This window comes from Acidovorax sp. JHL-9, from assembly GCF_000426205.1.
In the GTDB taxonomy this organism is placed as follows: Bacteria; Pseudomonadota; Gammaproteobacteria; order Burkholderiales; family Burkholderiaceae_C; genus Acidovorax; species Acidovorax soli.
Window position 1 is genome coordinate 208,558 of record NZ_AUEX01000004.1, and the last position, 13,060, is coordinate 221,617.

Below are 13,060 nucleotides of genomic sequence, written 5' to 3' on the forward strand. Positions count from 1 at the left end.
TCCAGTCGGCAGGGCCTCGGGGCTGGGATGCTGCCCGCGGCCCCGGGCAAAGGCGGCCAGTGTAGCCGCCAGCCGGTGCGGCAAGTCAAGCCGGGGGCATGGCAGCAGGCGGGGCGATGGTGCTTGCCGCCGACATTTCCAGCCGCTCGTCTGCTTCAAGAACAATCGCTGTCGCCGCATGCGCACCCAGCGCCAGCAGCCGTTTTTGCATGCAAAGAACGGCCTTGTCCTTGCTGAGCAGGATGGCGCGGTGGGCCACGGCCAGGTCGATGAAATGCTGGTCGTCGGCGTCCTTGCACACGGCCGACACGCGCGGTGCGACGTGAACCCAGCGCACCTGGGCTTCGTAGCTCTGCAGCAGCTGGCCGGCGCTGAGCCCATAAAAAGCCAGCCGCGGCACGATCTGCGGATAGGCCAGCACACGCGCCAGCTCGTCGCGCATGGGTGGCGTGGCCACCCAGCACAGCCGCTGCGCATCCAGCAGCTGGCGCACGGGCGCCACGGCGGCGTCGGCAAACACCAGCAGGTCGAGCACGATATTGGTGTCCAGCACCAGCGGGCGCGCGCCAGCATCACTCTGCCCGCGTGCGGGCCACTGCAGCACGCAGCGCGGTGGCCTAGCCGCCATGGGCCTTGGGGGCTGTGCCATCGGCGGCACGCGGCGCGCGCACCGAGCCCTTGACCATGTCGAAGCGGAACAGCCGGCATTCGATGGGGCCGTTCCACATGGGCACGCGGCGCGATTCCTTCAGGCGCATCTTGCCGGGCAGCTTGAGGTCGGGCGTGAGCATCCAGGCCTGCCAGCCGGCGTAGTGCTTCTTCCAGTGCGCGGCGAGCTGGCTGAAGAACTCGCCACCATCGTCGGTGTGCGCTTCTTCGCGGCCCACGGCCAGGCCCTGGGCGCGGTCGGCCGCTCGCTCGCTGGCGTTGCGGCCCGCCGTGCCGGCGGCGGCGATGCGCTCGCCATAGGGCGGGTTGAGCAGCATCACGCCGGGCTGCTCGCAGGGCGGCATGCGCTGCAGGGCATCGCCACCGCGCAACTGCACGGCCTCGGCCACGCCGGCACGCTCGGCATTGCGCTGGGCAAAATCGACCATGCGGAAGGCAACATCACTGCCAAAAATGGGTACGGCGCTTTTCTGTATGGCGCCTTCAGCCTCGTTTTTGATCGCAGTCCAGACATGGGGCTGGAACGGCAGCAGTTTCTCGAACGCAAAACGCCGCAGCATGCCGGCCGGGATGCGGCAGGCGATCTGGGCCGCCTCGACCACGATGGTGCCGCTGCCGCAGCAGGGGTCGTACAGGGGCTGGGGGTTGTCGCCCAGCGGGTCCCAGCCGCTGGCGGCGATCATGGCGGCGGCCAGGGTTTCCTTGAGCGGGGCGTCGCCCTTGTCCTCGCGCCAGCCGCGCTTGAACAGCGGCTCGCCCGAGGTGTCGATGTAGAGCGTGGCCTCGTCGGTGGTCAGGTGCAGGTGAATGCGCACGTCGGGCCACTGGGTGTTCACGTCGGGGCGCACGCCGCTCTTGTGGCGAAAGCGGTCGGCCACGGCATCCTTGACCTTGAGCCCCGCGAAATTGAGGCTTTGCAGCGGGCTGTGCTGGGCCGTCACCTCGACCTTGAAGGTCTGGCGCGTGGTGAACCAGATCTCCCAGGCCACGTCGCTGGCCATGCCATAGAGGTCGTTCTCGGAACGGTAGGGCCGGTGCGCCAGCTGCACCAGCACGCGCTGGGCCAGGCGGCTGTGCAGGTTGAGCAGCAGCGCATCGCGCCACGAAGCGCGCAGCAGCACGCCGCCCCGGCCCACCAGCAGGTCTTGCCCCGTGAGGCCGGTAATGCCATGCACCTCATCGGCCAGGTAGCCCTCGACGCCGGCGGCGCAGGGCAGGAAAAGTTGGAGTTGGTTCATGTCGATGGGGAGGATACGCGCTCGGGCAGTACGGGGGAACCGGGCTCACCCGCGCGGGCCAGCAGCAGCTGGCGGATGGATTCAGGGATAACCGCCACCTTGCGATCGGCCTTGCCGATGAAAACGATGCCGGTCTTGCCGCGCGCCACTTCGCGGCCCTGCGACTTCTCGGTCATGCGAAAGACCAGATCGAAACCATAGCGGTTGAAGTCCACGGGGGTCATCTCGACGCGCATGGTTTCGCCATGGAATCCTTCCGACCGGTACTGCGCCACGATGTCACCCACCACGATCGACAGGCCCCCCACATCGGCCTCGGGGAAACCCAGCGACTGGAAGAAGCGCACACGCGCCTCGGACACCAGGCTCAGCAGCTGCGCGTTGTCGAGGTGCCCGCCCTGGTTGACGTGGCTGATGTAGATCTGCAGCTCGGTGGCAAAGCCGAAATGCGCGGGGAGGTCGAAGACGATGCGGGCCATGGCGTGGTAAGCGGGGTGACGGGAGAAAAAACAGCAAACAGGGCACGCTGCAGCAGGCACGCGCCCCCCCAAAAGGCTACAGCGCCTTGCGCAGATTGGCCGGCGCGATCTTGAGCGCCTCGCGGTACTTGGCCACGGTGCGGCGCGCGCATTCGATGCCCTGCTCCTTGAGCATCTCGGCGATCTGGCTGTCGGACAGCGGCTTGGCCGGGTTCTCCGCCGACACGAACTGCTTGATCAGCGCGCGCACGGCGGTGCTCGATGCATTGCCGCCGGTTTCGGTGCCCAGGCCCGAGCCAAAGAAATACTTGAGCTCGTAGGTGCCGATCGGCGTGGCCATGTACTTGGCCGTGGTCACGCGGCTGATGGTGGACTCGTGCAGTCCCAGCTCGTCGGCGATGTCGCGCAGCACCAGGGGGCGCATGGCCAGCTCGCCGTGGGTGAAGAAGTTCTTCTGCCGCTCGACGATGGCGCGCGAGACGCGCAGGATGGTGTCGAAGCGCTGCTGGATGTTCTTGATGAACCAGCGCGCCTCCTGCAGGCGCTGCTGCATGCCCTGGTGGCCCTCGCCCCCCTTGTGGCCGCGCAGCGCACCGGCATAGATGTCGTGCACGCGCAGGCGCGGCATCACGTCGGGGTTGAGCTGCACGATGAAGTTGTGCTGGCCGTCACGCCCGTTGGCGCGCCCGGCTTTGCGCACGATGACGTCGGGCACGATGATGTTGCGCTCCACATCGGCAAACCGGCGGCCGGGGCGCGGCTCCAGGCGGGCGATCAGCGCCATGGCGGCGCGCGTGCGCTCTTCGCCATCGCCGCACAACTGCGTCAGGCGGCGGATGTCACGGCGGGCCAGCATCTCCAGCGGCTGCTGGCACACGCGCAACGCGGTCTGCACGGTACCAGGATCGATCTCGCTGTCTTCGTCGGCGGCCAGGGCCTTGAGCTGCAAGGTCAGGCACTCGGCCAGGCCACGCGCGCCCACGCCCACGGGATCCAGGCTTTGCAGCAGGCGCTGGGCCACGGTGAAACGGTGCACCAGTTCTTCGATCTGCTCCAGGTCGTCCGGCCCGGCCAGGCCGATGGCCAGCGCTTCGAGCGGTTCTTCGAGATAGCCGTCGTCGTTGAGCGATTCGATGAGAAAGCGCAGCGCGGCGCGGTCCACCTCGGACAGGCGCAGTGCCAGCGCCTGGCGGTGCAAGAAGGCCGTCAGTGATTCGTGCGAGCGGGCCAGCTCGGTGGCGTCGGCCTCGTCGCCTTCGGCATCGTTGCGGTTGCGGGCCGGCGCATCGCCACCCCACTCGGCGTCATTGGGCGCCATGTCCACCGTGCCGTCGCCGCTCCAGTCGGGCTCGTCCGCACCGGCGCTGGCCATTTCAACATCATTTTGGCCTTCAGCGCTTGTGCTGCCTGCGCTGGAAGCTCCTGAAAACAGCGCATCGTCCGCGCTGTAGTCATCGGCCTGCGCGGGCATGTCGGCGGTTTCCAGGCCAAACTCCTCGCGCGGCGCTTCATCGGCCGTGCGCTCCAGAAAAGGGTTCTCGTCGAGCATCTGCTCGACTTCCTGCGACAGCTCCAGCGTCGACAGCTGCAACAGCCGGATCGATTGCTGCAACTGCGGCGTGAGCGACAGGTGCTGCGAAACGCGCAGCGAAAGGCCGGGCTTCATGCAACGGCCAACACAAGGGCAGCCATCCGCCCGTCGCCCGGCCGCCCGAAGGCGGTCTGGGGCCCCCTGGGGGGCAGCGACCACACGAAGTGAGGAAGCGTGGGGGCCATGCTCACATCCGGAAGTGCTCGCCGAGATAGACGCGGCGCACCTCGGCGTTGTCCACGATTTCGGACGGCGTGCCCTGGGCCAGAACGCGGCCATCGCTGATGATGAAGGCGTGGTCGCAGATGCCCAGCGTCTCGCGCACGTTGTGGTCGGTGATCAGCACGCCAATGCCGCGCGCCTTCAGGAAACCGATGATGCGCTGGATCTCGATCACGGCAATCGGGTCGATGCCGGCGAAGGGCTCGTCGAGCAGAATGAAGCGCGGCTGGGTGGCCAGGGCGCGGGCGATCTCGACGCGGCGGCGCTCGCCACCCGACAGGGCCAGGGCCGGCGATTCACGCAGATGGTCCACGCGCAACTCCTGCAGCAAGGCAGTGAGGCGTGCTTCGATCTCCTTCCTGGCGAGCGGCTTGCCGTCGTCGCCCCGCTGCAGCTCCAGCACGGCGCGCACGTTTTCCTCGACGTTCAGCTTGCGAAAAATCGACGCCTCTTGCGGCAGATAGGACAGCCCCAGGCGCGAGCGCCGGTGGATGGGCATGTCCGCCACCGAGTGGCCATCGATGCGGATGTCACCGCCATCGCAGCGCACCAGGCCCACGATCATGTAGAACGAAGTGGTCTTGCCCGCGCCATTGGGGCCGAGCAAGCCCACCACCTCGCCCTTTTGCACGACCAGCGACACATCCTTGACGACCTTGCGGCTGCCATAGGACTTTTCGAGGTGCGCGACTTCCAGGCGGCTGCCCGCCTGGGTGTCAGGGCTTGTGTTCACCATCACGGCACTCACTTGCTTGCGCCGCCGAGGGTGTTGCTGGGGCGCAGCACCGGCCCGCTGGCTGCTGGGGCCGGGGCAGCGGCAGGAGGCTGCTCCTTGGGCGACAACACGGCGCGCACGCGCCCGCCGGGGGCCGGCGCTTCACCCGCTGCACTGTTGGCCGATTTCTTCTGGCCATCGACAGTGAACACGTCGGTGAGGTTGTTGTAGACGATGACGGCGCCCGAGAGCTGATCGGTCACCACCGATTCCCGGTAGCGGCGCATTTCGGCACGGGTGATGAAGCGCACATTGTCGGCACGGCCGTCGTACTCGATGACCTCACCCTCGCCCTCGATGAACTCGTCCGGGGCACCGGCCACGGTGTCGCGCTTTTGCCGGAAGAATGCGCGCTTGCCGGGTTCGGCCGTCACCACGCCGTACTGGTAGCCATCGGCATCCTGGCGCACATCCAGTTGCGCACCGCGCAGCACGATGGTGCCCTTGGTCATGACCACCCGGCCCGTGAACACGCTGGTCTGCTTGAGCTCATCGTGGCGCAGCGCATCGGACTCGATGTTCATGGGCTTGTTGCGGTCGGCCTTTTCGGCATGGCCCACGCCAGGGGCGCAGGCCAGGGCCGAGAGCAGCAGGATCGGGAGGTATCTTTTTTTCATGAGGCACAAATCTTGCGTTCATTGTAGCCACGCACAGCGCTGGCGCCCATGAAAAAGCCCGCAAACGCGGGCCTCTCGAACGGGGGCAAATGTGGCATCAACCCTTGCGCGCCACGCCCGCCAGATACTCCACCACCTGCAGCACGGTCTGCATGCTGCCGGCCATGGTGCCATCGGTATAGAACCGGCCGGCCACGCCCATCGAAGGAACGCCTTCCACGCCATAGCCCTCCTGCAGCGCCGAGGCGCGGCGCACCTGGCTGGACACCGTGAAGGAGGTGTAGACCTCCTTGAACTTGGCTGCGTCCACCCCCTGCTGGGCCACCCAGGCGAAGATGTCCTCGTCCTTGGCCAGCTTGAGTTTTTCGACGTGGATGGCGCGGAACACCTTGGCGTGCAAGGTGTCGAGCTTGCCCATGCCTTCGAGCGCGAAATACAGCTTTTGCTGGGGTACGAAGCTGGCATTGAAAGCCACGGGAATGCGACGGATGCTGAGATCCTTGGGGGCTGCCTTGACCCAGGCATCGAGCGCGGGCTCAAAGGAGTTGCAGTGCGGGCAGCTGTACCAGAAGAACTCGATCACATCGACCTTGCCGGCGGGCGCATCCGGCGCCAGGGGCTTGGCGAGCCTGGTGTAGTCCTTGCCCTCCTTGAACTGGCGCGCCTGCGCCATGGCCGGCGTGGCCAGCGGCAGGGTCAGGGCGGAAGCGGCAACCACCGAAGCGGTGGACAGGGAAAACTCGCGGCGTTTCATGACGGGGACACTCCTTGTTCTGGTCTGGGGGTGTGAGAACGCCCCCACGAAAAAGTTCAGGCGATGGCGATGAACATCCTAGCGCTGGACACGCACCATCGCGGACTCGACGCCGGCGCCTTCCAGCTTTTCCTTCAGCTGCTCGGCATCGTCGCGCTTGGAAAACGGGCCCACGCGCACGCGGTACATGGTGCGGCCATTCTGTTCGCGCTCGCTCACGCGGGCTTCCCAGCCCAGCATGGCCAGTTTGGCGCGCTGCGCATCGGCCCCAGACTGGGTGGGGAACGCCCCGGCCTGTACGAAATAGTCAAACGGATCGACCGCCGCCGACCTGGCCTTGGCCAGGTCGCCCAGCGGGTCCGCCGAGGCGGCAGGCTTGGCGTCGGCCTTCGTGGCGGGCTTGGCCTCGGCCGTTGCAGGCTTGCTGGCGGGCGTGCGCGCAGCGGTGGCATCGGCGGCCGGGGCCGTGCCATTGGCACTGGCCGACGCGGCGGCGGCCGGAGCCGGCGGGCGCGCGGGGTTCTTGCCGTAGAGCGGCGAGTTCGGATCCCAGTTCTTGTTCTTCTGGGCCTCGGCGGCATCCTGGTCCACGCCACGCAGGCCGCCCTTGTTCAGGAAAGGCACAGGCACCTTGGTCACATACACGGCCACGGCCAGCGCGGCACCCAGGCCCACGACGACCCCGACGATGAACCCGATGATGGCGCCACCCGTCTGTTTTTTCTTCATGGTAGTAACTGCTTACATTCTGGCTGGAGCCGATACGCCCAGCACGGCCAGGCCATTGTGCAACACCTGCGCGGTGGCGGCGACGAGGGCCAGGCGTGCCTTCTTCACGGCCTCGTCGTCCACCAGGATGCGCTCGGCATCGTAGTAGCTGTGGTAGCTGGCGGCCAGGTCGCGCAGGTAGAAGGTGACGTCGTGCGGCGCCTCGCCCTGCGCGGCGGCGGTGAGCATCTCGGGGTATTTGGCCAGCTGCAGCATCAGCGCCTGGGCCTGCGGGCCTTCGAGGGCCGACAGATCCACATCCTTCAGCGCCGCCATATCGCCACCGCCCGCCTCTTGCCAGGCGCGCAGTACCGAGCAGATGCGCGCATGCGCATACTGCACGTAGTACACCGGGTTGTCATTGTTCTGCGCCACGGCCAGGTCCACATCGAAGGTGTACTCGGTGTCGGGCTTGCGGCTCAAAAGGAAGAAGCGCACGGCGTCCTTGCTGGTCCACTCGATCAGGTCGCGCAGCGTGACGTAGCTGCCCGCGCGCTTGCTGATCTTGACCTCCTCGCCCCCCTTGACCACACGCACCATGGTGTGCAGCACGTAGTCGGGGTAGCCCTGGGGAATGCCGACGTCGGCCGCCTGCAGGCCGGCGCGCACGCGGGCGATGGTGCCGTGGTGGTCCGTGCCCTGGATGTTGACGACCTTGGTGAAGCCGCGCTCCCACTTGGCGATGTGGTAGGCCACGTCAGGCACGAAGTAGGTGTACGTGCCGTCCTGCTTGCGCATGACGCGGTCCTTGTCGTCGCCGTAGTCGGTGCTCCTGAGCCACAGCGCGCCGTCCTGCTCGTAGGTCTTGCCGTTGGCGATGAGCTTGTTCACCGTGGCCTCGACGCGGCCGCTGGTGTACAGGCTCGATTCGAGGTAATACTCGTCGAAGTGCAGGGCGAAAGCCTGCAGGTCCTTGTCCTGCTCGTTGCGCAGGTAGGCCACGGCGAACTGGCGGATATTGTCGTAGTCCTCCACATCGCCGTTGGCGGTGAACTCGCGGTCATCGGCCTTCACAGTGGCCCGGGCCTTGAAGGCCTCGGCGATGTCGGCAATGTAGTCGCCGTTGTAGAAGTTCTTGGCCAGCGGGTTGTCGCTGTCGGTGGGCCAGCAGTCATCGCCCGGCTGGAAGCCCTTGGCGCGCAGCTGCGTGCTCTTGGTCAGCGTATCGATCTGCACGCCCGCGTCGTTGTAATAGAACTCGCGGTGCACCTTCCAGCCCTGCGTGCCGAACAGGTTGCAGATGGCATCGCCCAAAGCCGCCTGGCGGCCATGGCCCACATGCAGCGGGCCGGTGGGGTTGGCCGAGACGAACTCGACCAGCACCTTCTCGCCCCGATCGGCCTGGTAACCAAAGCGCGCGCCAGCGGCCAGCACCTCGCGCACCACCTCCTGCTTGGCCGCGGGCTGCAGGCGGATGTTCAGAAAACCGGGGCCGGCGATCTCGATGGCGGCCACCCAGCGCTGGAAGGCAGGCGTGGCCTCCAGCGCGGTCTTGAGCTGCTCGCCCAGAGCGCGCGGGTTGAGCTTGAGCGGCTTGGCCAGCTGCATGGCGGCGGTACAGGCGAAGTCGCCATGGGCCGCGACCTTGGGGGATTCAAACGCTGCCTTGGCGCCAGCGCCGGGCGACAGGATTTCCAGCTCGGCAGCAAGCGCTGCGAGCAATTCATTTTTGGCTGTGAGCATCGGTGGATTTTACGGGGCGGCCGGCACAGACCATCGAACGCCCACGCCAGCGCACCCCGGCGGGCATGCGCGCAGGCTGGCGGGGCCCCCAGGCCGAATGGCGCAACCCACCCATTGCCGAGGAGATTGGGCGCAGGCCGCCCCAGCCCATCGGGCTGTACCGACGCCGCTGGCCCCTGGTGTTTCAGGTACCTTGCACGCTGCGGATGCGTCCTGTTTCACAGCATTCTTTTTGTGCGCTGCTTTGGTGGCATTGGGTATCGCCGGGGCGCTGGGCAGAGCGGCGCCGGAGGCTTACCGGGCACGGGACCCTGCTATGGCCATGGACGCCACCGGCATCACCGACCTGCGCCAGGAGGCCCCGCACACCGCGCCCTGGGAGACCATGGAACACGTGCACCTGGACAACCAGGACAACGTGATCCTGGTCAAGCTGCGCCAAGACCCCGCGTGCGCTGAGAAATCAACGTCCACAGCCCTCCGTCGCAGTTCACGCGGTTGTTTTCATGGCTTGTCCGCGTTGTCGCGCAGCACGTTCTATGGTGCAATGCCGCCGGGACCCCCCATAACGCATTCACACCAGGAGATTCCATGCAAAAGCTTCTTTCCCTGACTGCACTCGGTCTGGCTCTGTCGCTGGGTTTCAGCGCCCACGCTGCAGAGAACACCCCGGCCCCCACCAAGCAGCAATCCAGAATGGCGACCTGCAACAAGGATGCCGGCGAGATGAAGGGCGATGAACGCAAGGCCTTCATGAAGACCTGCCTGAGCAACAAGCCGGCCACGCAGCAAGGCAAGATGAAAACCTGCAACGCCGAGGCCGCAGGCAAGAAGGGCGATGAACGCAAGGCCTTCATGAGCGAATGCCTCAAGAAGTAAGATCTCAGAGCCTGTTTACGATCTCGCAGGGGATCGCAAACAGGCTCTCACGGCCATCGGCCCCAAACCCCGCCAGCCCAGCATGGCGGGGTTTTTTTATGTTTGCACCTCGCATCTCCATGCCCTGCCGGCGATGCGCTCCATATCCTTGCTGGACTCCCATGGCTGCCTGCGCCGCCCAGACACCGTCCATCTCCTGCTTCATGCGCCGCAACCAGGCCACTGTCGCGCCGCAGGCGCTGGCAGCGCTGCAAGGCCCTGTCTGCCATGCGATATGTCGGCGTCCAGCGCCAAATCGTCGGTGCACATCACGATGGGGCGCGCCATGTCAGGCGCCGCCCCCGCTGGCAGCGGCCTGCGGCCGCACCCGCCAGCCCCAGCCGTCGAGCACCCGGTGCGCATCCGCAGGACCCTCGCCGGGAGGCCACAGTTCCAGGATTCCCCCGCGCTCCAGTTCGCGCGGTGTGATCCAGGGGCTCAACGCCGGATCGCCATAAATGAGCACCCGTGGCTGCTCCGGCAGCCACAGCGCCACTGCGCCGCTGGCGGCTGCCGGCCCGCTGATGATGCGCACGGGGCCGCCCAGTTCCTGCCGCGCGGGCTGTGCCACCGCCTCCGCCAGCGCCTGGGACCGGAATTCGCGCCAGTGCGCCGAGCGCGGGGGATGGCGGCCAAAAGCGGAGGTGTCGTACGACTGCCATACCAGCAGGCCCTGCAGCGCCACAAACGCCACGCCCGCCACGGGCAATGTCCATCCTGCGCGCAAAGTCGCCTCGCGCAAACCCAAAACGGCCATGCAGGCCGGTACCGTCCAGAGGGCAAACGCCGTGCCCCACTGCAGTTGCAGGTCCACGCCCCACAGCACCCCCATGGCCGCCATGAACGCCGGCGGCAACAGGCCCCAGCACCACAGCAGCGACTGCCCCAGCACCGCGGCCCCATGCGGTTCTTGCGGCCCCGACGGTGAAGGCAATTGACGGCGCGCGCGGCGCTGCGCCCACCACACCAGCAGCAACAGCAGGACGGCGGGCAAGCACCGGTTGAACAGCCAGTCCAGCAGCCACCGGGCCGTGGCGGTCAGCCGCTGGCCGGGCCCGAACTGTGCCCCCAGGGATGACTGCATGGCGTAGGCAATCGGCCCACGTTCCTGCTCCAGCAACCACAACGCATGCGGCAAGAAGATCACGAGCGCAATGGCCAGCGCCATCAGCAAGCCCTGGCGCTGGGCCGGACTGCGCCACAGCCCGTGCCGCACGAACAGCCACAGCCCGCACACCGCCGCCACGGCATACTGGTATTTGCTGAGCATTCCCAGCCCGGCAACCACCCCCAGCGCCAGCCACCAGCGCCGTTGCGGCCGGGTGAGGATGCGCCACCACAGCCATGCACTCAACGCGACCCAGAGCATGAGCACGATGTTGTGGTTGTAGTAGTTCATGCGCCCGTTGTAGAACGTGATTCCCAGGGCGGCCAACAGGCCCACCCAGGCATAGTGGCGACCATGGATTTCATACAGCAGCGCGCTGAAAATGGCGAGACTGGCCAGCGTGAACAAGCTCCCCAGCAGGTAGCTGGACCACGCAGACCAGCCCGCCAACTGCACGAACGCCCACATGATCCAGGTGGGCAGCGGAGGGTGCTTGTAGTACCCCCACTCCAGCGATCGCATCCAGGTCAGCTGCTCAATGTTGTCCGCAGGCGGACTCAGGGCAACACTGTCCAGATGCCACAGCCATAACGCGCCGAACAGGAGCAAAAGCATGGCCATGGCCAGTGGCATTTGCAGCACCCTGCGCACTGGGGCCATGGATGTGCCCACACGGCCATCCAGATAGGATCGATTCACAGCAAAGCCTTGGTTGAATGAAGTGACGCACGCTCCCGGGGACGCAGGCTGCCCACCAGTTGTTGAAACCAGGAAGTGCACCGCCCGGTGCCGGGCGAGCCTACCAGCCGCGCGCCCAGAAGACGGCGATCACCGCCACCACCGGCAGCACATGGGACTGGATCATCACAAGGCGGCGCACCCGCGCGACTTCCGTGGCGTCCGGCAGGGCGCCGGTGCTGCGGAGCGTCCGGTGCCAGCGGCGAAACGCCAGCGAAGGCACAAACGACAACACGACCATGGCCACAACGAGGGTGATCTTGAGGTGAAACAGCGGTTGCGACAGATACCACGACGCGCCCTTGACGCCCCAGATGAGGCGCGCGAGGCCGCTGGCTACCATCACCGTCCCCGCCACGGCATAGATCACATCGAGCCGGACCAGGCGCTCGACCACGGCGGCATTGAGCCATTCGATGCGGCACAGCGCAGCCTGGCTCGAGAGAAAGACCACAAAGGTCAGTATGGCCACCAGGTGCAGGGCGGCCAGGACGGCTTCGAGAGTCATGGGGTCAGTTCCTTGTGAAAGCCCTGCAGATCCAGAGAAAAGGCGGCGCGGGGGCTACGCAGCCGTCCAGAAACCGGGCTGGCTGTAATTGTGCTTGAGGAAATCGATCCACAGGCGCACCCGCAGCGGCATGTGCTTGCGCTGGGGAAACACCACGTAGATGCCATTGGGCGGCGCGGCAAACTCCTCCAGCACCTCCACCAGACGGCCCGCGGCGATTTCCGCCTCCACCTCCCAGGTGCTGCGCCAGGCCAGGCCATAGCCCGCCAGGCACCAGTCGTGCAGCACCTGGCCGTCCGAACAATCGAGCGGGCCGCCCGGCTTGAGGTGCACCACCTCGCTGCCGCCCCTCTCGGCGGGCATGCGAAACGCCCAGCCGCGCGTCTGCGAGGCCTCGCTCGACAGCGTGAGGCAATCGTGCGCCGACAGCTCGCCCGGATGGCGCGGTGTGCCATGGCGCTGCAGGTAGGCGGGCGTGGCCACGCACAGGCGGCGGTTGTCGGCGATGCGCACGCTCACCAGCGACGAATCGGGCAGATCGCCCACGCGCACGGCGCAATCGAAGCCCTCGCCGGCCAGGTCCACCACCCGGTCGCTGAGATTGAGCGAGATCGTCACATCGGGGTGCGCCGTGCGAAAACGCGGCACCAGCGGCGCCACATGGCGGCGGCCAAAGCCGGCGGGCGCGGTGATGCGCAGGTGGCCCGTGGCCTTGACGCCCCCTGCTGACACGCTGGCCTCGGCATTGGCTACGTCGGACAGCAGGCGCTGGCAGTCCTCCAGAAAGGCGCTGCCCTCGTGCGTGAGGCTGATGCGCCGCGTGGTGCGCACCAGGAGCTTCACGCCCAGGTTTTCTTCGAGTGCATCCAGCCGGCGCCCCATGATGGCGGGTGCCACGCCTTCAGCCTTGGCAGCAGCGGTGAGGCTGCCACGCGTCGCCACCGACACAAAGGATTCGAAAGCCTTGAGTTTGTCCATGGCGCTGATTATGG

General features: G+C 66.8%; 14 protein-coding genes. 2 read left to right on the plus strand and 12 right to left on the minus strand.

What is annotated here, in order from left to right; genetic code table 11:
• Nucleotides 1-85: 85 nt before the first annotated feature.
• The 9 genes from K225_RS20375 to argS form a co-directional block, all read right to left on the minus strand.
• Nucleotides 86-628 carry a putative toxin-antitoxin system toxin component, PIN family gene (locus tag K225_RS20375; protein WP_051248698.1) on the minus strand — a complete coding sequence of 181 codons (543 nt, stop codon included), beginning with the start codon at nt 626-628 and terminating at the stop codon, nt 86-88.
• A complete protein-coding gene (locus K225_RS0105115; RefSeq protein ID WP_026435409.1) occupies nt 618-1,907 on the minus strand; it encodes a class I SAM-dependent RNA methyltransferase in 1,290 nt (429 codons plus the stop codon). Before K225_RS0105115 ends, K225_RS20375 begins: the two co-directional genes overlap by 11 nt.
• Nucleotides 1,904-2,386: a thioesterase family protein gene (locus K225_RS0105120; protein WP_026435410.1), complete on the minus strand. Its 483-nt coding sequence runs from the start codon at nt 2,384-2,386 to the stop codon at nt 1,904-1,906. Before K225_RS0105120 ends, K225_RS0105115 begins: the two co-directional genes overlap by 4 nt.
• Before the next feature lie 76 nt (nt 2,387-2,462).
• A complete protein-coding gene (locus tag K225_RS0105125) occupies nt 2,463-4,052 on the minus strand; it encodes an RNA polymerase factor sigma-54 (RefSeq protein WP_026435411.1) in 1,590 nt (529 codons plus the stop codon).
• Between the two features lie 112 nt (nt 4,053-4,164).
• On the minus strand, nt 4,165-4,935 hold the full coding sequence (gene lptB / locus K225_RS0105130; protein WP_026435412.1) for an LPS export ABC transporter ATP-binding protein: 771 nt from the start codon (nt 4,933-4,935) through the stop codon (nt 4,165-4,167).
• 8 nt (nt 4,936-4,943) lie between these two features.
• The gene (gene lptA, locus K225_RS0105135; RefSeq protein ID WP_026435413.1) at nt 4,944-5,591 is read right to left on the minus strand and encodes a lipopolysaccharide transport periplasmic protein LptA; all 648 of its coding nucleotides are present in this window, start codon (nt 5,589-5,591) and stop codon (nt 4,944-4,946) included.
• Between the two features lie 97 nt (nt 5,592-5,688).
• Nucleotides 5,689-6,345 (minus strand): thiol:disulfide interchange protein DsbA/DsbL, encoded by a 657-nt coding sequence (locus tag K225_RS0105140; protein WP_026435414.1) that lies wholly within the window; start codon nt 6,343-6,345, stop codon nt 5,689-5,691.
• 78 nt (nt 6,346-6,423) lie between these two features.
• Nucleotides 6,424-7,074 carry an SPOR domain-containing protein gene (locus K225_RS0105145; protein WP_026435415.1) on the minus strand — a complete coding sequence of 217 codons (651 nt, stop codon included), beginning with the start codon at nt 7,072-7,074 and terminating at the stop codon, nt 6,424-6,426.
• 12 nt (nt 7,075-7,086) lie between these two features.
• Nucleotides 7,087-8,796 (minus strand): arginine--tRNA ligase, encoded by a 1,710-nt coding sequence (gene argS, locus K225_RS0105150; protein WP_026435416.1) that lies wholly within the window; start codon nt 8,794-8,796, stop codon nt 7,087-7,089.
• A 316-nt stretch (nt 8,797-9,112) separates the two neighbouring features.
• Between argS and K225_RS21435 the strand changes: the two genes are divergently transcribed.
• The gene (locus K225_RS21435) at nt 9,113-9,409 is read left to right on the plus strand and encodes a hypothetical protein (RefSeq protein WP_051248700.1); all 297 of its coding nucleotides are present in this window, start codon (nt 9,113-9,115) and stop codon (nt 9,407-9,409) included.
• Nucleotides 9,388-9,675 carry a PsiF family protein gene (locus tag K225_RS0105160; protein WP_026435417.1) on the plus strand — a complete coding sequence of 96 codons (288 nt, stop codon included), beginning with the start codon at nt 9,388-9,390 and terminating at the stop codon, nt 9,673-9,675. The genes K225_RS21435 and K225_RS0105160 overlap by 22 nt, the downstream gene beginning before the upstream one ends.
• A 328-nt stretch (nt 9,676-10,003) precedes the next feature.
• Here K225_RS0105160 and K225_RS20385 read toward each other — a convergent pair whose 3' ends face one another.
• The 3 genes from K225_RS20385 to K225_RS0105180 all read right to left on the minus strand — a co-directional run bounded on the left by K225_RS20385 (nt 10,004) and on the right by K225_RS0105180 (nt 13,046).
• The gene (locus K225_RS20385; protein ID WP_155885228.1) at nt 10,004-11,521 is read right to left on the minus strand and encodes a glycosyltransferase family 39 protein; all 1,518 of its coding nucleotides are present in this window, start codon (nt 11,519-11,521) and stop codon (nt 10,004-10,006) included.
• A 100-nt stretch (nt 11,522-11,621) separates the two neighbouring features.
• Entirely contained in the window at nt 11,622-12,068 is a 447-nt protein-coding gene (locus K225_RS0105175) for a DUF2214 family protein (RefSeq protein ID WP_026435419.1), read from the minus strand.
• Between the two features lie 54 nt (nt 12,069-12,122).
• Nucleotides 12,123-13,046: a LysR family transcriptional regulator gene (locus K225_RS0105180; protein ID WP_026435420.1), complete on the minus strand. Its 924-nt coding sequence runs from the start codon at nt 13,044-13,046 to the stop codon at nt 12,123-12,125.
• Between the last annotated feature and the right edge of the window lie 14 nt (nt 13,047-13,060).

Excerpts from the sequence above, each read along its gene's own strand:
- K225_RS20375 (WP_051248698.1), bottom strand. The coding sequence starts at position 628 with ATGGCGGCTAGGCCACCGCGCTGCGTGCTGCAGTGGCCCGCACGCGGG.
- K225_RS0105115 (WP_026435409.1), bottom strand. The coding sequence starts at position 1,907 with ATGAACCAACTCCAACTTTTCCTGCCCTGCGCCGCCGGCGTCGAGGGC.
- K225_RS0105120 (WP_026435410.1), bottom strand. The coding sequence starts at position 2,386 with ATGGCCCGCATCGTCTTCGACCTCCCCGCGCATTTCGGCTTTGCCACC.
- K225_RS0105125 (WP_026435411.1), bottom strand. The coding sequence starts at position 4,052 with ATGAAGCCCGGCCTTTCGCTGCGCGTTTCGCAGCACCTGTCGCTCACG.
- lptB (WP_026435412.1), bottom strand. The coding sequence starts at position 4,935 with ATGGTGAACACAAGCCCTGACACCCAGGCGGGCAGCCGCCTGGAAGTC.
- lptA (WP_026435413.1), bottom strand. The coding sequence starts at position 5,591 with ATGAAAAAAAGATACCTCCCGATCCTGCTGCTCTCGGCCCTGGCCTGC.
- K225_RS0105140 (WP_026435414.1), bottom strand. The coding sequence starts at position 6,345 with ATGAAACGCCGCGAGTTTTCCCTGTCCACCGCTTCGGTGGTTGCCGCT.
- K225_RS0105145 (WP_026435415.1), bottom strand. The coding sequence starts at position 7,074 with ATGAAGAAAAAACAGACGGGTGGCGCCATCATCGGGTTCATCGTCGGG.
- argS (WP_026435416.1), bottom strand. The coding sequence starts at position 8,796 with ATGCTCACAGCCAAAAATGAATTGCTCGCAGCGCTTGCTGCCGAGCTG.
- K225_RS21435 (WP_051248700.1), top strand. The coding sequence starts at position 9,113 with ATGGCCATGGACGCCACCGGCATCACCGACCTGCGCCAGGAGGCCCCG.
- K225_RS0105160 (WP_026435417.1), top strand. The coding sequence starts at position 9,388 with ATGCAAAAGCTTCTTTCCCTGACTGCACTCGGTCTGGCTCTGTCGCTG.
- K225_RS0105175 (WP_026435419.1), bottom strand. The coding sequence starts at position 12,068 with ATGACTCTCGAAGCCGTCCTGGCCGCCCTGCACCTGGTGGCCATACTG.
- K225_RS0105180 (WP_026435420.1), bottom strand. The coding sequence starts at position 13,046 with ATGGACAAACTCAAGGCTTTCGAATCCTTTGTGTCGGTGGCGACGCGT.